Raw genomic sequence first — 18,005 nt, 5'->3', positions numbered from 1 at the left:
GGCGCCCGGACGACGGATGTCATGCCGGCTCGGCGGGCAACTCCACTGTGATCGTCAGGCCGCCCTCGTCCCGAGGGCTCGCCGTCACCGTGCCGCCGTGCGCGTCGGCGATCACCCGCACGATCGACAGGCCGAGGCCGCTGCCCCGCTCCGAGCCGAGCCGGTCGCCGTGCAGCCGCCGGAACGGCTCGAAGATCGTCTCGATCTCGTACGGCGGCACCTGCAGCCCGGTGTTGGCCACCAGCAGCTCCACCCGGTCGGCCCGCCGCCGCGTCGTCACCCACACCTCCCCGTCGGGATGGTTGTGCCGGATCCCGTTCTCCACCAGGTTCTGCACCAGCCGCTCGACGAGCACCGCCTCGCCCGCCGTCGGGGCCGGGTCGAGCAGCCGGTGCACGGTCACCTGCCGCCCGGCCGCCTCCTGCGCCGTCTGGTCGAGGACGTGCTCGGCCACGTCCGACAGGTCGAACGGCCGGCGGTCCAGCACGGCCCGCTCGCCCTCCGCCAGTGCCAGCAGCCCGTCGATGAGCCGCTCGTTCCGGGCGTTGACCAGCAGCAGCGACTCGCCCAGCCGCTTGACGTCCTCGGTGGCGTCCTGCCGCCGCACGGCCACGTCGACGAGCGTCCGGTTGATCGTCAGGGGTGTGCGCAGCTCGTGGGAGGCGTTGGCGACGAAGCGCCGCTGCCCGTCGAACGCGCGCGCCAGCCGCTCCAGCATGGTGTCGCAGGTGTCGGCCAGCTCGCCGACCTCGTCCCGGGGGCCCCGGTGGCCGATGCGCTCGGTCAGGTCGTGGCTCTGGGCCACCCTGCGCGCGGTCTCGGTGACCTTCCTGAGCGGGCGCAGCACCAGGCCCGACGACCGCCAGCCGAGCCCGAACGCGGCGGCCGTCCCGGCCGCCACCGCGATCCAGCCGAACGTGCGCACGTCGCCGAGGACGTCGTCCTGGTAGGTGCTCCGCACGCGCATGGCGAAGCCGCGGGCGAGCTCGTACCCGTCGGAATACCGCGGCGCGTAGTACAGGTGGTGGTCGCGCGTGACCCGGACGAAGTCGGGGGTGAGGAGCGAGCCCCGGTATTCGAGACTCGACCGCACGACGAGATAGAGGCCGGCCACGACCAGCCCGGAGAGCACGAAGAACACCGCCGCGCAGGCCAGTGCGGAACGCAGGCGCACACTCATGGGATGCGATACCCCGATCCCGGCACGGTAACGATCACCTGGGGCTCGCCGAGCTTCTTGCGTAACTTCACCATCGTGGTGCGCACCGTGTTCGTGAACGGGTCCGTGTGCTCGTCCCACACCTTCTCCAGCAGCAGCTCCGCCGAGACCACCGCCCCCTGGGCCCGCAGCAGCTCCGCCAGCACGCCGAACTCCTTGCGCGCCAGCGGCACGTACCGGCCGTCGCGGAACACCTGCCGGTGCGCCCGGTCCAGCCGCACCCCCGCCCGCTCCAGCATCGGCGGGTCCGCCGGCCTGGACCGGCGGCCCAGCGCGTGCACCCGGGCCACCAGCTCCTCGAACGCGAACGGCTTGGGCAGGTAGTCGTCCGCACCCAGGGCCAGCCCCGCCACCCGTGAGCGGACGTCGCCCGCCGCGGTCAGCATGAGCACCCTGACCAGCCGGCCGCGCTCGACGACCGCCCGGCACACCTCGTCCCCGTGCGTCCCCGGCAGGTCACGGTCGAGGACGAGCACGTCGTACTCGTGCACGCCCAGGCGCTCGAGCGCCGCGTCGCCGTCGTAGGCGACGTCGACGGCCAGCGCCTCGCCCCTGAGACCCTCGGCGATCGAGTCGGCGAGCATCCGCTCGTCCTCGGCCACGAGAACACGCACCCGTACCCCCAAGACAGACGACAAAGAGCCACCAGTGTGGACCAGATCGCATAACGCGCGCATAACCACTTTCGGTGACGCCGGCGTTATCCGCCACCGGCTGAACTGCCTCCCCACGGCCGGGATCCGCCCGGCCCGCGTCTCAGGGGGACGCATGACAGCCGTCACGACGCGGCCGCACACGGACGGCCCCGTCATCGGGACGCCCACGCGCCATCGGGCGCTCTGGTGGGTGCTGATCCCGGCCGTCGCACTGCGGGTGCTCGTCATGCTGGGCTACGACACCGCCCAGCTCTACTGGTACGACTCCTTCACGTACCTGGACGCCGCCGTCCACCTGCGCCCGCAGGGAACCTTCCACCCGGCGGGATACTCGTGGTTCCTCTGGCTGCTGCGGCCGTTCAGCAGCGTGGAGCTGATCGCGGGCGTCCAGCACGCCCTGGGGGTCGGCGTGGGCGTGATGGTCTACGCGCTGTTGCGCCGCTGGTCGTTGCCCGGCTGGGCGGCGGCAGCGGCCGCCGTGCCGGTGCTGTTCGACCCGGCGTTCCTGCGCCTGGAACACGCCGTGCTGTCCGACCTGCAGGTGATCGTCCTGGTGACGGCGGCCCTGCTGGTGCTCACCTGGCGGCCCGAGGTGTCCGTCCGGGTGGCCGCGGCGGCCGGCGTCCTGCTCGCCCTGGCGGGGCTGACCCGCACCGCGGCGGTTCCGCTGATCGGCGTGGCCGCGCTCTGGCTGCTGGTACGCCGCACGCCGTGGCGCAGGACCGCGGCCCTGCTGCTCGCGGGCGCGCTGCCGCTGGCCGCCTACGCCGGCTGGTACGCCCAGCACCACGGCAGATTCGCCCTGACCGGCTCCGACGGGGTCGCCCTGTGGGCCCGCACCATGACCTTCGCCGACTGCTCGATCGTCAAGCCGCCGCCCGCCGAGGCCGCCCTCTGCCCGAACGGCACCGTCACCGACGCCGCCTCCGAGTACGTCTGGCACCCCCGCTCCTCGCTCAACCTCCTGCCCGGCGACCGTTTCTCCCACAACGGGCCGGCCCGGTCGTTCGCCCTGCGGACGATCGCCGCCCAGCCGCTCGACTACCTGCGCGAGGTCGTCCGGGACACCTCGCTGGCCTTCACCTGGGAGCCGGTCGCCCACCCGAAGCGGGTGCGCGCCCATACGTCGTTCCCGCGCGGCGCGTGGCCGCTGCCCGAGCAGCACGCCCTCGTCGGCGAGGTCAGACGGGAGTACGACCCCGACATTCGCGGCATGCGCTCGGTGGAGCCGTACGCGTCGATCCTGGCCGCCTACCGGTATCCATGGCTGCTCCACGGCCCCCTGCTCGCCGTGCTGCTGGTGGTGGGCGGACTGGGCGCGCTGCGGCGGCGCGGTCCGGCGCTGCTGCCATGGTCGCTGGCGATGGTCCTGCTCGTCGGGCCGGTCGCGGCGCTCGACTTCGACCACCGCTACGTCGTCCCCGCCATCCCGCCGGCCTGCGTGGCCGCGGCACCCGCGCTGCGGCACGTGGCGTCCGCCGTCCGGCGCGCGGCGTCCGCCGTCGCGAGGAAGGTCGCCTCCCGCCGGGCCTGACGCACCGGATCACCCGCGTCCGCCGTACCCGGGTACCGCGGGGGGAGTATCGCCCTGCGGGGAAGGGGCGCACTACCGTGCAGGTGTGAAGACGATGGCCCTGGTTTGCGTCATGGCGGTGGCCGTTTTCTTCTCCACGTTCATGGCCTACGGCAACCAGCCGGCCGCCCGGCCCCTCGACCCGCTCGGGTACGCGCTGCTGACCGCCACCGTGCTCGGGCTGGCGTGGTGGCGCAGACGGCCGGAGGCGGCGCTGGCCGTGTCCGCGGGGGCCGCGGCGGTGATCTTCACGTTGGGGTACGCCATCGCGCTGTGGGCGGTGCCCGCGCTGATCGCGCTGTTCTCGGCGCTCGCCGCCGGGCGGCGGGCGGCCGGGTGGGCGGGCGCGGCGTTCCTGACGGCGGTGCCGGGAGCGGCGGCGCTCGCCCGCGCCGAGACCGACGTCACCATCGCCGCCACCGTCTGGGCGCTGCTCGTCCTGCTCGCCGCCCAACCGGCGGAGGTGTCGCGGGCCAGACGCGCGTACACGGCGGAGGTCGAACGGCGCGCCGCCGAGGCCGAGCGCACCCGCGAGGAGGAGGCGCTGCGGCGGGCGCAGGAGGAGCGGTTGCGGGTGGCCAGAGAGCTGCACGACGTCACCTCCCACACGGTGTCGGTGATCGCCCTGCACGCCGCCGTCGCGGCCGAAGCCGTCGAACGGGCCGGCGGCCCGCCGGAGGCCGCCGCCGCCCTCCAGGTGATCCGTTCCGCCAGCAGACAGGCACTGGCGGAAATGAAGGCCGTCCTCGGCGTCCTGCGCCCGCCCGCCGCTGATCACCCCCTGTCGTCCCCCGGGAGCGAGGCGGACGTGGCGCGGCCGGACGGGCTTTCGGATCGGGATCGGGGGAACCCAAGGGAGGGACGGGATCCGTTGCCCGGGGTCGCGCGGTTGCCCGCACTCCTGCGGACGGCCGGGCTGCCGGTGACCCTGGACGTCCAGGGGGAGCGCCGCGATCTGCCACCCGCCGCCGATCTGACCGTCTACCGTGTCGTGCAGGAGGCTCTGACCAACACCATGCGCCACGCCGGCGCCACCACGGCGGCGGTGACGCTGACGTACGAGAAGGGAGCGGTGACCGTGCGGGTGGACGACGACGGCCGGGGCAGCCGGGCCCCGCGCGGGCACGGCCTGACCGGCATGGCCGAACGCGTCGCCGCCGTCGGCGGCCTGCTGGCCACCGGGAACGGCCCCTCGGGCGGGTTCCGCGTCACCGCCCGGCTGCCCGCGTGATCACGGTCCTGCTCGCCGACGACCAGCCCCTCGTCCGGGCCGGGCTGCGGGCGCTGCTCGACACCGAAGCCGACCTGACCGTGGTCGGCGAGGCCGCCGACGGCGCCGAGGCCGTCCGCCTGGCGGGAGAGCTCCGCCCCGACGTGGTGCTCATGGACGTCCGCATGCCGGAGCTCGACGGCCTCGCGGCCACCCGCGCCCTGACCGCCGCCGGCCTGCGCGTCGTCGTGGTCACCACCTTCGACCTCGACGAGTACGTCTACGAGGCGCTCCGTTCCGGTGCCAGCGGCTTCCTCGTCAAGGACGCGGAACCGGCCGAGATCCGGCACGCGGTCCGGGTCGCCGCCCGAGGCGACGCCCTCCTGTCGCCGGGCGTCACCCGGCGGCTGATCGAGGAGTTCACCGCCCGCCCCGCCGCCCCCGACGACCGCCGGCTGGCCGCGCTGACCGGGCGCGAATGCGAAGTACTGGCGCGCGTCGGACGCGGCCTCACCAACGCGCGGATCGGCGACGAGCTCCTCATGAGCCCCCTCACCGTGAAGACGCACGTCAACCGCATGATGGCCAAGCTGTCGGTCCACGACCGCGCCCAACTCGTCGTGATCGCCTACGAAACCGGCCTCATCCGCCCCGGAGGCTCCGCCTGAGACTTCCCCGGCGGCGGGCCGAGACGTCCCGGGGCGTTCCTGGAGTCCGGTGGGGAGGTCCTGGACGGTGACGGGGTACCGCGGGTGGCGTAGGCGTTCGCCCGCGGTGGGCGGACGACCGGGAGCGGCCCGCGTTCCTACGGTCGCCGCATGATTCGCTTCTGCATCCGCCACCGCCGGCTCGTGGTCGTGCTGTGGCTGGCGTTGTCCGCGGCCCTCATCGCGGCCGCCGCCGCGTGGCCGGGCCCCGCGGACGACGACTTCACCCTCCCGGGATCCGAGAGCCAGCAGGCGGCCGATCTGCTCGGCGGGGCCGCCCCCGTCGAGCCGCCGGGCGCCCTCGTCGTCTCCGCCCCGTCCGGGGTCGACTCCGCCGCGGTACGCGGGCCCGTCACCGGCCTGCTCACCCGCATGGACGCCGTCCCAGGCGTTCGCGTGCTCACCGGTGACCGGCGCGTCTCCGCGGACGGGACGGTCGCCTCCATCCCCCTCGACTACCCGGACGAGGCCGCGATCCGAGAGCTGGGCGAGCTGCGCGACGGCTTCCGGGCGGCCGGTGTGACCGCCGAGCTGTCCGGCGCCGACTTCGCCGACTCCACCCCCGGCGGCCTCACGGAGGGCCTCGGGCTGCTGGCCGCCGCGGTGGTGCTGCTGGTGGCGTTCCGTTCGCTGATCGGGGCCGTGCTCCCGCTCGTCGTGGGCGTGATCGGGGTGGCCTGCGGCGTCGCGCTGCTGTCGGTGCTCGGCCACCTCGTCCCCACGCCCGGTTTCGGCGTCTACCTCACGATCATGCTCGGCCTCGGCGTCGGCATCGACTACGCCCTCCTCATCGTCACCCGCTTCCGCACCGCCCTGGCCGACCCGCCGCCCCCCGCCCAGAAGGGAGAGCCCCGGAACGCCGGGAGCGTCGAGAGGGCCGTTGTGGAGGCCATGCGGACGGCGGGGAGGTCCGTGTTCTTCGCCGGCATCATCGTCATCGTCACCGGGTCCGGCATCCTCTTCCTCGGCCCGTCGCTCGGCGGCGGCATCGCCCTTGCCGCGGGCTGCGGCGTCCTCATGGTGATGCTCGCCGCTCTCACCCTCCTGCCCGCCCTGCTCACGATGATCGGCACGGGGATCGACCGGTTCTCACTGCCACGCCGTGCCGAGCGCACACCGCTGGCGTACCGATGGAGCCGGGTGGTCCAGCGCCGGCCGTGGACGGCGGCGCTGGCGGCGCTGGCGGCGCTCGCCGCGCTCGCCCTGCCCGCGACGCAGTTGCGGGTCGGCTGGTCCGACCCCGGCGACCGTCCCGTCACCGACACCACCCGCCGCGCGCACGACCTGCTCGCCCAGGGGTTCGGCCCCGGCATGGCAGGCCCGCTGATCCTGGCCGTCGCGCCGGCCACCGACGCGCCGGCCCAGGACGGCGAGGCGGCACCCCCAGACGGCGAGACGACCGCCTCGGACGGCGACGCGTGGGCGTACCGAGACAGGGCGGTGGCGTCGGCGGCCGGTGTGCCGGGGGTCGCGCGGGCGTTCCCCGTGGGCGAGCGGGCCGCGATCGTCGTCCCCGGCACCGGGCCGCAGGACGAGCGCACCGAGGACCTCATTCGGCGGCTGCGCGCCGACCTGCCCGAGCGGGTGCTCGTCACCGGCTCCACCGCCGCCGCCCTCGACTACGCCCGCCACTCCGCCGAACGCCTCCCCTGGGTGGTCGGGGCGGTGCTGCTGGCCGCGTTCGCCCTGCTCACCCCCGTCTTCAGGAGTCTCGTCCTGCCGGTCAAGGCGATCGCGGTGAACCTGCTGTCCATCGGCGCCGCCTACGGCGTCATCGTGGCCGTCTTCCAGTTCGACGTGTTGGGCCTGGGCACGGAGGGCCCGATCGACGCATGGGTGCCGATGATGTTGTTCACGGTCACGTTCGGCCTGTCGATGGACTACGAGGTGTTCCTGCTGTCGCGGATCAGGGAGGAGTACCTTCAGGACGGCGACAACGGCCGCGCGGTCGCCGCGGGTCTCGCCAAGACCGCCAGGGTCATCACCGCCGCCGCCACGATCATGTTCTGTGTCTTCGCCGCTTTCGGCGCCTTCGACGACCGCGCGCTGCGCGTCATGGGGGTCGGGTTGGCCGTCGCGGTGCTGGTCGACGCCACAGTGGTGCGCCTGGTCCTGGTGCCCGCCGTCATGGAAGTGCTCGGTGCGCGCAACTGGTGGTTCCCCGGACTGGCCTTGCGGAGGCTGACACTCAGGAGGAATGTTACGTAATATCCGAACATCACGAGCGTTGGGGGCGCCAGGGTGCCAGGACAGAACGTGGGTGTGGTCGTCGATCCGGCGGTGCCGCCGGAGGTTGCCGGACTGCTGCGTGCCAACGCCCCGCTGTTGTCCAGGATCAGAGCCGGATGGGTGCCCCCTGCCGCCGCGGCCGAGCCGCGCCGCCGCGGCCCCTCGGGCGCGGTGTTACTGGCCGCCACCCCCGTCATGATCGCGCTCATGGCCGTGCTGCTCGCCGGCCCGCTGGCACCGGCCGGGTTCATCCTGCTCGGCATGTACGTCTTCGTCGTCCTGGTCAAGATCGCCTCCATGAGCGAGGTCCCCGAGGACGACCGTCCGCACGAGCGCACCGTCTACGAGCAGGCCCGCTGGTACGACGGCCGCTTCCTGCTGCACGACGACTTCGACCATGAGGCCGGGAAGGTGCTGGCCAGGGCCCAGCGCGCGATCGGGTCGGTGCTGCGCTCCCACGTCAACGCCGAGGGCCTGCTCGACGACGCCCGCAACGCCATCATGCTGCCCGCCCAGGAGTGGGAGATCGCCCGGCTGCTGGCCAAGCTGTCGGCGCTGCGCATGGAACACCGCGACCTGCTCATCCGGGGCATCGCGCCCGAGGTGGCCGCCGTCATCGAGCCGCTGGAGCGGGCCCTGGCCGAGAGCGAGTCCGCCGTGGTCGCCCGCGTCGAGGCCCTGGAGCGCTACGCCGGCCACGTCGCCGAGGCCGAGCGCGCCTACCACGCCCGCGCCCAGATCGAGGAGCTGCGCGCCAAGCTGCCGCGCTACGAGGAGCTGCTCGCCGAGTCCGGCGCGGACGCCCAGGCCGTCCCCGAGATCGACCGCCTGTCCGAGGACGCCGACACGCTGGAGCGCACCTTACGACGCAGTGTCCGTTCGGCTCATGAAGCGTTCCGCTATCTCGAAAGCTGACCGACGTGCCCGGACGCCAGGCGAAGCTCATAGTCGATCCGGCGGTGCCCGACGACGCCGCGGCCCTCCTGCGCGACAACCGCAAACTGCTCGTGCGCATCCACGTGGGATGGGCGCCCGCGTACAAGCGCTCCAGGTCCGTGGCCGACGCGACCGTCCGGCTGGCGGCCACCGCGGCGGCCGTGGCGGCCGCGGTGTACGGCCTGGCGCTGTTCCTCGCCGAGCGCTACCCGCCCTTCGCGGTGATCATGACGCTCGCGGCGCTGCTCGTCGTCGGCGTCCTGCTGCGGCCCCGGCCCGACGCGGAGGTCGAGCGGCGGCACACGCTGGAGGCCGACGTGTACGACACCGCCCGCCGCCACGAGGGCCGCTACGTCCTGCGCGAGCAGCTCGACGAGCCCGCCAGGGCCCTGATGTCGCGCGCGCAGGCGGCCATCGACGAGGTCATGAGCTCCGGCGTGAACGCCGACGGCCTGCTGGACGGCGTCCGCAACGCGGTCATGCTGCCCGCCCAGGAATGGGAGATCGCCCGGCTGCTGGCCAAGCTGTCGGAGCTGCGCTCCGAGCACCAGGACATCGTCTCCGAGGGCGTCACCCCCGAGGTGGCGGCCGTGGCCGAGCCGCTCGCCCACGCCCTGGACAGCAGCCAGGAGGCGGTGCTCGCCCGCGTCGAGGCCCTGGAGCGCTACGCCGGCCACGTGGCCGACGCCGAGCGCGCCTACCGCGCCGGGAAGCAGATCGCCCGCCTCAGCGCCAGGCTGCCGCGCTACGAGGAGCTGCTCGCCGAGTCCGGCGCCGACGGCTCGGCCGTGCCGGAGCTGAGCAGTTTGTCCGACGATGCCGACCGTCTTGAGCAGGCATTACGTGACAGTGTCAGTTCAGCGCACGAAGCTTTCCGCCATCTACATGACTGACTTCGCTTAGGATCCGGTTCGTGGCGGATGTCGTGGTAGACCCCGGAGTACCGCCGGACGACGCCCAGCTGCTCAGGGAGAGCCGGCTGGTGCTTCTCAAGATGCGCCGCGGCTGGGCGCCCCAGCCGAGGCGGGTGCTGTCGGGCACCCGCTACCGCGCGGTCGTCGCCTTCGGCGCGGTCGCTCTGTTCGGCCTGATGCTGGGCATCGGCGGCCTGAGCCGCGGCGTCGGCATGTTGCTCCTGCTGCTCGGCCTGCCCCTGATGATCGTGGTGTTCGTGCACAACGACGCCCCCGAGGACGAGCAGGACGAGCACGACCGCCAGGCCTACGAGCACCTGCGCTGGTACGAGGGCCGCTACGTCCTCCTGGAGGACCTCGACGAGTCCTCCCGGCGGCTGCTCGCCCGCGCCCAGCGCGCCATCGCGACCGTGACCGGCTCCCGCGTCAACGCCGACGGCCTGCTCGACGACGTGCGCAACGCGGTCATGCTGCCGGCCCAGGAGTGGGAGATCGCCCGGCTGCTGGCCAAGCTGTCGGACCTGCGGGCCCAGCACCGGGAGACCGTCTCACGCGGGCTCACCCCCGAGGTGGCGGCCGTGGCCGAGCCCCTGGCCAGGGCGCTCGACAGCAGCGAGGCGGCCGTGCTGGCCAGGGTGGAGGCCCTGGAGCGGTACGCGATCAACGTCGCCGAGGCCGAGCGCGCGTACACGGCCCACCACCAGATCCAGGAGCTGCGCGGCCGGCTGCACCGCTACGAGGAGCTGGTCGCCGAGACGGGGGCCGACGTCTCCGCCGTGCCCGAGCTGGACCGCCTCGCGGAGGACGCCGACCGGCTGGAACGGGCGCTGCGGCGGAGCATGAGCTCCGCCCGCGAGGCGTTCGGCTACCTCGACCCGGGGCCCGCGTAGCCCGCGGTCTGCAGCAGCAGGTCGCAGAGGGCGTCGGCGGCGTCCACCCGGCCCAGCTTGCCCGCCGCCTGCCCCATCGTGTGCCGCAGCTCCGGGTCGGCCAGCAGCGGCATGAGCTCCGCCAGCACCATCTCGCCCGTGGGGTGCGGCTCCAGCAGCGCCCGAGCCGCCCCGGCCGCGGCCAGGTAGCGGGCGTTCTTGCGCTGCTCGTCGCCGCCGGTCGGGATCAGCGGGATCAGCACCGACGGCCGGCCGATCGCGGTCAGCTCCGACACCGTGCCGGCGCCGCTGCGCGAGATCACCACGTCGGCCGCGGCGAACAGATCGGCCAGCTCGCTCCCGACGTACGGCACCGGGTGGTAGCGGTCGGCCAGCTCCGGAGGCAGCCCCACGGCCCGCATCTGGTCGATCCACGCGGGCCCGCACTGGTGGACGACCTGGGCGTGCTCCAGCAGCCGCGGCAGGATCTCCGCGATCAGCGTGTTGATCTGCTTGCTGCCCTGCGCGCCGCCCGTCACGTAGATCAGCGGCACCTCGAACGTCAGCCCGAACAGGTCGTAGGCCGCCGCCCGGTTGCCCTGCAGCAGTTCCGGCCTGATCGGGTTGCCCGTCACCACGGCCTTGGCCCGCGCCGCGGCGGGCAGGTGGTCGAGCGACGACTCGTGCGACAGCGCGATCCGGGTCGCGAGCCGCGACAGGATGCGGTTGGCCAGGCCCACCACGGTCGTCTGCTCGTGCATCACCAGCGGACGGCGGATGAGCTTGGCCGCCACCCCGATCGGCACCGCCACGTAGCCCCCGGTCGACAGCACCACGTCGGGCAGGAAGCGGGCCGCGTGCCCGATCGCCTGGAACACCCCGACCGGGATGCGGAACACGTCGGCGATGTTGGTGCCGAGCTCCTTGAGGTTGGGGCGGCGGCGCAGCTTGCCGGTGGTGATCGCCTTGAACGGGATGCCGTGTTCGGCCGTGATCCGCGCCTCCAGGCCGCCGGCCGTGCCGACCCACAGCACGTCGTGCGGCACCTGACGCCGCTGCACGGCGGCCAGCGTGGTCAGGGCCGGGTAGGTGTGACCACCGGTGCCGCCGCCGGTGATCAGCAGTCGCAGGGTTCGTGACATGCGATCAGAGTATGGCCGCACAACGGAAGCCGGTGTGCCCGGTCGAGGAGTCGGGCGTGTTCATCGTGCGCGCCGCGACGCGGTAGCGGTTGCAGTAGGAGTCGTGACACATGTACGACCCGCCGCGGATCACCTTCGCCGTGCCCTGCGCCGGCCCCGCCGGGTTCTCGGCGTACGGCTCCCACGTCGTGTCCCACCAGTCGGCGGTCCACTCCCAGACGTTGCCGGCGACGTTGTAGAGGCCGTAGCCGTTCGGCGGGAACGACTTCACCGGCATCGTGCCCTTGCTCGGCGCGGTCGGGAAGTGGCCCTGCCAGATGTTGCACCGCTGCCGGCCCTTCGGCGCGAGCTCGTCGCCCCACGGGTAGCGCTTGCGCTCCAGGCCGCCCCTGGCCGCCATCTCCCACTCCGCCTCGGTGGGCAGCCGCTTGCCCGCCCACGCCGCGTACGCGTCGGCGTCGTTCCAGGACACGTGGACGACCGGGTGGTTCTGCCGGTCGCCGATCGAGGAGCCGGGGCCTTCCGGCGAGCGCCACGAGGCGCCCTCGACGCCCACCCACCAGGGCGCGTCCGGCACGGTGGCGTCCATCACGCCGCGCGTGGCGAACTGCCGGAACACGAACGACCAGCCGAACCGCTCGGCCTCGGTCACGTACCCGGTCTCCTTGACGAACGTCGCGAACTGCGCGTTCGTCACACACGCCGGATCGATCAGGAACGGTTCGAGACGGACCTCGCGGACCGGCCCCTCGCCGTCCTCGGGACGCCCGTCGGGGTCGTCACCGCCCATCAGGAACGTTCCGCCCGGGATGCGTACCATGCCGCGCGGCGCCGTCCGCCGCGCGGGAGTCGCCACCACCGCCGGGAACGGTCCCGGGGCGGAGTCTCTGCTCGGGCCACAGCAAGCGCTCAAAGATCCCCCAAACGTGTCATGACACCATGGAAGGGTAGTGCCTGCGGCATGCCCACGATCACCCGGCCGACCCGGGTCACGCCCGCTCAGGCGCTGGCCGTGGCCACCACGCTGGCGCTGCCGGCGCTGGCCCAGGGCGTCGTCGTACGCAGGCCCACGATGGTGCGTCTGGCGGCGCTCGCCGACGCGGACGGCCGCGCGGTCCGGCTGCTGCGCCGGCTGCGCGCCGAGCACGGCGACGCGCCCCTGCTGGTGCCGGTGCCGGGGCGCGGCCACGCCGTGCTGCCGCTGGCCTCGCACGACGTGCTGGCCGTCCTGGAGGACCGCGCGTTCACCCCGGCGACCCGGGAGAAGCGCGGCGCGCTCGCCCACTTCCAGCCCGACGGCGTGCTCATCACGCCCGACCACGGGCTGCGCCAGCGGCGGCGGTCGCTGAACGACGAGGTGCTCTCCACCGACCTGCGCCCCTTCGCCCGCGTCGTCGAGGAGGAGGCGGCCACGCTGCCCCGCGAGGGCGTGCTGACCTGGCAGGTCTTCCACGCCGCGCACTGGCGGCTCGTGCGCCGCATCGTGCTCGGCGACGGCGCCCGCGACGACGTCACCCTCGTCCGGCAGCTCGACCGGCTGCGCCGCGACGCCAACTGGTCGTCCCTGCGCGGGCAGCGCACCGACGTGCGCACCGCCTTCCTGCGCCGGCTGCGCGGTCACCTGGCGCGGGCGGAGCCCGGCAGCCTCGCGGCGACGCTGGCCGCCGCGCACGCCCCCGCCGACGTGCACGCCGACGGGCAGGTGCCGCACTGGTTGTTCGCCTTCGACGCCGTCGCCATGGCCGTCTACCGGGCGCTCGCCCTGCTCGCCGGCCATCCGGCCCCGCCCGTCCACGACCTGCTGCGCGCGGCCGTGCTGGAGTCGCTGCGGCTCTGGCCCACCACGATCGCCATTCTGCGCGAGGTCATCGGGCCCAACCCCTGGGGCGCGCCCGAGGGCACGCTGGTGGTGATCTACAGCCCGTACGTCAACCGGGCCGAGCCCGGCTCCTCCTACCGGCCCGAGCTCTGGGTGGACGGCGGCGACACGTGGGCGGGAGTGCCCTTCAGCGCCGGGTTCGCGCGCTGCGCGGGGGAGGAGCTGGTGCTGTTCACCGCCGCGACGCTGCTGGGCGCGATCCTGCGCGAGCGCGAGCTGCGGCCGTCGGTGCGGCTGGAGGGCGCGATGCCCGGCACGCTCGACCACTTCCACCTCCGTTTCGCCGTGAAAGCGGCAGACCGGTAGCGTTTTCCCATGCGACTAGGCGTGCTGGACATCGGTTCGAACACCGTTCATTTACTGGTTGTGGACGCTCACCGCGGCGCCCGCCCGATTCCGGCCTACTCGCACAAGGTCGAGCTGCGACTGACCGAGCACCTCGGCAAGGACAACCAGCTCGGCAGGCCGGGCATCGAACTGCTGGGCGACTTCGTGGCGGAGGCCGTCAGGCTCGCCGAGGACAAGGGTGTGGAGGACCTCGTCGCCTTCGCCACCTCCGCCGTACGGGAGGCCCCGAACGGCGAGGAGGTGCTGGCCGAGATCGACGCCCGCTGCGGCGTGCACATCCAGGTGCTGTCGGGCCGTGACGAGGCCAGGCTGACGTTCCTGGCCGTGCGGCGCTGGTTCGGCTGGTCCTCGGGGCGGATGCTGGCCTTCGACATAGGCGGCGGCTCGCTGGAGATCGCCGCGGGAGTGGACGAGGAGCCCGACATGGCCGTGTCGTTGCCGCTCGGCGCCGGGCGGCTGACGCGCGACTGGTTCACCGGCGACCCGCCGTCCGCCGACGAAGTGCGCAAACTGCGCAGGCACGTACGCACCGAGATCGCCCGCACGGTCGGCGGCGTGGTCAGGTACGGCGTGCCCGACCGGGCCGTCGCCACGTCCAAGACGTTCAAGCAGCTGGCCAGGATCGCCGGGGCGGCGCCGTCGAGCGAGGGCCTGTACGTCTCACGCTCGCTCTCGCGCGAGGCCATGGCCGAGTGGGCGGTGAAACTCACCACCATGAGCTCCGCCGAACGCGGTCAGCTCCCCGGCGTGTCCGAGGGCCGCGCCATGCAGCTGGCGGCCGGAGCCCTGGTCGCCGACGCGGTCATGGACCTGTTCGAGGTCCAGCGGCTCGACGTGTGCCCGTGGGCGCTGCGCGAGGGCGTGATCCTGCGCCGGCTGGATCTCCTGCCCGGACGGCTCGACCCGATGAACGGTGGGGCGGAGTAACCGTGATCTATCCCCATTTATTGGCATAAAAAGCTGGGTGGCGGGCATCTTGCGCTGAATGTTGACAGTGCTCGGCACGATCGCCTCGCTGATGATCGTCGCCATCCTCGTGGTCCTCGCCGTGCTGCTCATCTCGGCCGTCACGATGGCCGCACTGCTCGCTACAGCGGCCACGCTGGTCCGCTGGCACCCGCTGTGGCTCCGGCTGACCCGGCGCCGATCACAGCGCCGATCGCAGCGCCTGTCACAGGGGGAGCCCCGGCTGCCGCTGAAGCTCAGCGGGGACACCGTGCCCGACCGCCTGCGGGCGGACCTGAGCGGGAACGTCCCCCTGGTACGCCGGCGGCTGACGCTCGGGGGCGCCCGCCCGGCCGGACGCGGGAGCGGACAGGGAAGGAGCGGCGCGGGTTCCCACCGCTCCAGGCTCCACCTCCCGGTGACGGCGGAGCGCCGCACGCGTACCGAGGCCTGAACGGAGCGGAGGACGGAGGGATTCGCCCGCGCTCAGTGCCCGAGCCTGGACGGCGGGGAGCGAGGCCTGATCCCCAGCAGGCGGCGGCAGTTCGAGTTCGTCGTGCGTCGCCGCGGGTCTTCGTCGGCGATGCGCGTCATTCGCCTAGGCGATGGATGCTCACCCGAGTACCATGGACGTGCATTCGTAATGATCTTTAGATGATAGCCCATGTTGCTTGGAGTGGTGGCGCATGTCCGGTGCAGAGACCGAGGGCAGGACGGGGGTGCGGGTTCCAGCCGGGGCGCCGGCGCTTGTCGCGCTGCTCAACTCCCGCCCGCACGCGACGCCCGTGTTGCCGGACACGCTGGACGATCCGGAGTCGGCGTGGCGGATTCTCGGGCCGTTCGGTCTGTCCGGCGGGGAGCAGGTGTCGGACGAGCAGCTCGACGCCGTCCGGGCACTGCGCTCCGCCCTCATGACGGTTGTCGAGGGGGCTGACGAGGAGCACACCGCCCGGGGATGGGAGGCGGTTACCGCCACGGTGGAGAGCGTGACCTTCCGGCACGTGTTCTCCGGCGGCGAGGTGGCACTGCGGCAGGTGACAGGCCACCCGCTGGTCGGCCGGATCGCCGCGGTCGTGGCGCGACTCGTTCAGGACGACACCTGGTCGCGTATCCGGGTCTGCGGGAACGAACGGTGCCGGGCCGTGTTCTATGACGCCACCCGCAGTCGTACGCAGCGCTGGCACTCCTACGACCTGTGCGGCAACCGTGCGAACGTGGCCGCGTACCGGGCACGCAAGAGCACGTCGCGAACTGCCGCCAAGCCGGTGTCGTGACGCCCCGACTCAGGCGGCCGCGAGACCCCGGGCGGTTGTCAGCTCCTCGCCGGTGAAGGGCCCGGGGTGGCCGGCCTCACGGCCGTTCGCTGTCGAGAAGGGCGAGAAGCGGTGCCATGGAGCGGTCGCCGGCCACCGCGCCAAGTGATACGGCCTGTTCGGCGGCGGCGAACGCGCCCGGATCGAGGTCGCCCGCCGTGCCACCCAGAACGTCCGCCAGCCGGCGCCTGGTGCGCGCCCCGACGAGCGGGACGATGTCCGGGCCCTGCGCGGCGACCCACGCGACGGCCAGTTGGGCCACGGTGACGCCGTACGCCGTCGCCGTCCGGCGGGGCGCGTCGACGAGCGTGAGGTTGTGGGGCAGGTCGGCCCCCTGGAAGCGGGGCAGCGCGTTGCGGAAGTCCTCGGGGGACAGCCGCCGCTGTCGTGCCTCGGACCAGTGGCCGGAGAGCAGCCCGCGACAGAGGTCCGTAGGCTGTCACGGTGACGCCCAGTTCCCGTGCCGGGAGGATCTCCCGCTCCATGCCGCGGGAGCAGAGGGAGTACTCGATCTGCACGTCGGCGACGGGATGGATGGCGTGGCCCGGCGCAGTGTGCCGGCGCTGACCTCCGACAGGCCGATGGCCCGGACGTAACCCGCCGTGACCAGTTCACCGAGCGCGCCGATCGTCTCCTCGATCGGCACATCCTGGGGGCCCGCCTCGATCACGCGCCCCACGCCCTCGGCGCCGAGCGCGGCGGGGACATCCGGGTAGACGCCGAACCAGCCGGCGGCGAAGAGCACGTCGGCGTTGTTGACGGGGGCGGCTTCGACGGCGATGAGCAGATCGTCGCCGGTCGGGGGGAGTCGTTGCTGAGAGAGACGGTCTCGCCGAGGTCGCCGCCTACGGCCGTGAGGATGAGGTGACTCATGTCGCTGGTTCTCCTGGTCTTGCAAGGCCGTAATGGTCTTTGGTGCTTCGCCGATTACGTGCCTATCACGAGTGATCGAGTTCGTAAAGCTCTATCGGCCATAGACCATGTTTGATTCCAAGACGACTGGTCATATTATTCCGGGCGCGTTGTGTCATGGCCGCCCGCCGGATGCGCCGGCCTCACGGCGGAGGCGCGCTGACCGCCGCCACGCGTGTGCCAGCGGCGTTCCTCGCCGGCATGACGCGCCACGTCCTGCTCCGCCGCCAGCTCCTCCTGGTCGTGCGCGAGCGGACGGCAGTTTGACAGCGATGAGACGACCGGTCATATTGCTCTCGAGAGCGAAGGGACGACTTGCCATGAATGAGCTCATAGATCGTGTGATCGCCGCGCACGGCGGACTGGACCGGTGGAACGCGTTCACGTCCGTCAAGGCGCACCACCTCACCGGTGGTGGGCTGTGGGCGCTGAAGGGACAGGGCGGTGTCATGAAGGACGTGATCACACACGTCGACATCCACCGCCGGTTCGTCCGTCAGTCCCCGTTCGGCGGACCGGGGCTGCGCAGCTCCTTCGCCGCCGACCGCGTCGCCGTCGAGACCGACGCCGGGGACGTGGTCGAGGAGCGGCGTGATCCCCGCGACGCGTTCGCCGGACACGACCTCGACACGCCGTGGGACAGGCTGCACCTGGCCTACTTCACCGGGTACGCGATGTGGACCTACCTGACCGAGCCGTTCTCGTTCGCGATGCCGGGTTTCCAGGCTGAAGAGCTGGAGCCATGGCGGGGAGACGGTCAGACCTGGCGCCGGTTGAAGGTGGTCTTCCCCGACCACATCGCCACCCACAGCAAGGAACAGACGTACTACATCGACGGTGACGGGCTCATCCGACGGCACGACTACGTGACCGAAGTGCTCGGCGCCAACGCCGGCCCGGCGGCGCACTACTCCTCGGAACACCGGGAATTCGATGGGATCATGGTTCCGACCAGGCGCCGCGTCCACCTGATCGGTGAGGACGGCAACGTGATGGAAGAGCCGCTGATCGTGTCCATCGACATGGAAGACGTCACGTTCGAGTGACGGACGGCGCGTCCACGGCTCGGCCGCCCGCGCGCAGCGCTGAGGGCCCGCCTGGCCGAACATCGAGCACGGCCCGCCGGGCCGGGAGCGCGGCACGGCTCCCCGAG

At 72.8% G+C, this 18,005-nt stretch carries 18 protein-coding genes; 12 read left to right on the top strand and 6 right to left on the bottom strand.

Annotated elements, in window-relative coordinates; all coding sequences use genetic code 11:
- Positions 1-19: 19 nt before the first annotated feature.
- Positions 20-1,180 (bottom strand): sensor histidine kinase, encoded by a 1,161-nt coding sequence (locus tag ACIBP6_RS13855; RefSeq protein WP_397052004.1) that lies wholly within the window; start codon positions 1,178-1,180, stop codon positions 20-22.
- Positions 1,177-1,833, bottom strand: a complete 657-nt coding sequence (locus tag ACIBP6_RS13850) for a response regulator transcription factor (protein ID WP_397052002.1) — start codon at positions 1,831-1,833, stop codon at positions 1,177-1,179. Before ACIBP6_RS13850 ends, ACIBP6_RS13855 begins: the two co-directional genes overlap by 4 nt.
- A 154-nt stretch (positions 1,834-1,987) precedes the next feature.
- Here ACIBP6_RS13850 and ACIBP6_RS13845 point away from each other — a divergent pair, with 154 nt between their 5' ends.
- The 7 genes from ACIBP6_RS13845 (at position 1,988) to ACIBP6_RS13815 (ending at position 10,334) form a co-directional block, all read left to right on the top strand.
- The gene (locus ACIBP6_RS13845; protein ID WP_397052000.1) at positions 1,988-3,409 is read left to right on the top strand and encodes a hypothetical protein; all 1,422 of its coding nucleotides are present in this window, start codon (positions 1,988-1,990) and stop codon (positions 3,407-3,409) included.
- Between the two features lie 94 nt (positions 3,410-3,503).
- A complete protein-coding gene (locus ACIBP6_RS13840; protein WP_397053390.1) occupies positions 3,504-4,679 on the top strand; it encodes a sensor histidine kinase in 1,176 nt (391 codons plus the stop codon).
- Positions 4,676-5,326, top strand: a complete 651-nt coding sequence (locus tag ACIBP6_RS13835; RefSeq protein ID WP_397051998.1) for a response regulator — start codon at positions 4,676-4,678, stop codon at positions 5,324-5,326. Before ACIBP6_RS13840 ends, ACIBP6_RS13835 begins: the two co-directional genes overlap by 4 nt.
- Positions 5,327-5,476: 150 nt before the next feature.
- Positions 5,477-7,573 carry an MMPL family transporter gene (locus tag ACIBP6_RS13830; RefSeq protein WP_397051996.1) on the top strand — a complete coding sequence of 699 codons (2,097 nt, stop codon included), beginning with the start codon at positions 5,477-5,479 and terminating at the stop codon, positions 7,571-7,573.
- A 48-nt stretch (positions 7,574-7,621) separates the two neighbouring features.
- Positions 7,622-8,509, top strand: coding sequence for a hypothetical protein (locus tag ACIBP6_RS13825; RefSeq protein ID WP_397051994.1), 888 nt, complete (start codon positions 7,622-7,624; stop codon positions 8,507-8,509).
- A gap of 5 nt (positions 8,510-8,514) precedes the next feature.
- Positions 8,515-9,423, top strand: a complete 909-nt coding sequence (locus ACIBP6_RS13820) for a hypothetical protein (RefSeq protein ID WP_397051992.1) — start codon at positions 8,515-8,517, stop codon at positions 9,421-9,423.
- A gap of 20 nt (positions 9,424-9,443) precedes the next feature.
- The gene (locus ACIBP6_RS13815) at positions 9,444-10,334 is read left to right on the top strand and encodes a hypothetical protein (protein WP_397051990.1); all 891 of its coding nucleotides are present in this window, start codon (positions 9,444-9,446) and stop codon (positions 10,332-10,334) included.
- On the opposite strand, the gene ACIBP6_RS13810 is transcribed toward ACIBP6_RS13815, so the two are convergent.
- Positions 10,310-11,455 (bottom strand): UDP-N-acetylglucosamine--N-acetylmuramyl-(pentapeptide) pyrophosphoryl-undecaprenol N-acetylglucosamine transferase, encoded by a 1,146-nt coding sequence (locus tag ACIBP6_RS13810; protein ID WP_397051988.1) that lies wholly within the window; start codon positions 11,453-11,455, stop codon positions 10,310-10,312. The two genes, ACIBP6_RS13815 and ACIBP6_RS13810, sit on opposite strands and share 25 nt — an antisense overlap.
- 4 nt (positions 11,456-11,459) lie before the next feature.
- A complete protein-coding gene (locus ACIBP6_RS13805; RefSeq protein WP_132620282.1) occupies positions 11,460-12,275 on the bottom strand; it encodes a formylglycine-generating enzyme family protein in 816 nt (271 codons plus the stop codon).
- Positions 12,276-12,416: 141 nt separating this feature from the next.
- Between ACIBP6_RS13805 and ACIBP6_RS13800 the strand changes: the two genes are divergently transcribed.
- The 4 genes from ACIBP6_RS13800 to ACIBP6_RS13785 all read left to right on the top strand — a co-directional run bounded on the left by ACIBP6_RS13800 (position 12,417) and on the right by ACIBP6_RS13785 (position 15,901).
- On the top strand, positions 12,417-13,640 hold the full coding sequence (locus ACIBP6_RS13800; RefSeq protein ID WP_397051986.1) for a cytochrome P450: 1,224 nt from the start codon (positions 12,417-12,419) through the stop codon (positions 13,638-13,640).
- A 9-nt stretch (positions 13,641-13,649) separates the two neighbouring features.
- Entirely contained in the window at positions 13,650-14,609 is a 960-nt protein-coding gene (locus tag ACIBP6_RS13795) for a Ppx/GppA phosphatase family protein (RefSeq protein WP_397051984.1), read from the top strand.
- 58 nt (positions 14,610-14,667) lie between these two features.
- Positions 14,668-15,081: a hypothetical protein gene (locus tag ACIBP6_RS13790; RefSeq protein WP_397051982.1), complete on the top strand. Its 414-nt coding sequence runs from the start codon at positions 14,668-14,670 to the stop codon at positions 15,079-15,081.
- 232 nt (positions 15,082-15,313) lie between these two features.
- Complete coding sequence (locus tag ACIBP6_RS13785) at positions 15,314-15,901, top strand: CGNR zinc finger domain-containing protein (RefSeq protein WP_397051980.1); 588 nt, start codon at positions 15,314-15,316, stop codon at positions 15,899-15,901.
- A gap of 76 nt (positions 15,902-15,977) precedes the next feature.
- Here the strand turns inward: ACIBP6_RS13785 and ACIBP6_RS13780 are convergent, their stop codons facing one another.
- Together ACIBP6_RS13780 and ACIBP6_RS13775 are read right to left on the bottom strand one after the other, a co-directional pair.
- Complete coding sequence (locus ACIBP6_RS13780) at positions 15,978-16,316, bottom strand: aldo/keto reductase (protein ID WP_397053388.1); 339 nt, start codon at positions 16,314-16,316, stop codon at positions 15,978-15,980.
- Between the two features lie 63 nt (positions 16,317-16,379).
- Complete coding sequence (locus ACIBP6_RS13775; RefSeq protein ID WP_397051979.1) at positions 16,380-16,838, bottom strand: aldo/keto reductase; 459 nt, start codon at positions 16,836-16,838, stop codon at positions 16,380-16,382.
- A gap of 334 nt (positions 16,839-17,172) precedes the next feature.
- Here ACIBP6_RS13775 and ACIBP6_RS13770 point away from each other — a divergent pair, with 334 nt between their 5' ends.
- Positions 17,173-17,898 (top strand): hypothetical protein, encoded by a 726-nt coding sequence (locus ACIBP6_RS13770; protein ID WP_397051977.1) that lies wholly within the window; start codon positions 17,173-17,175, stop codon positions 17,896-17,898.
- The last annotated feature ends 107 nt before the right edge of the window (positions 17,899-18,005 follow it).

The organism is Nonomuraea terrae (genome assembly GCF_044465245.1).
Lineage (GTDB): Bacteria > Actinomycetota > Actinomycetes > Streptosporangiales > Streptosporangiaceae > Nonomuraea > Nonomuraea terrae.
The sequence above is the reverse complement of the archived record's forward strand: the minus strand, read 5'-3'. Positions and strand labels throughout refer to the sequence as shown.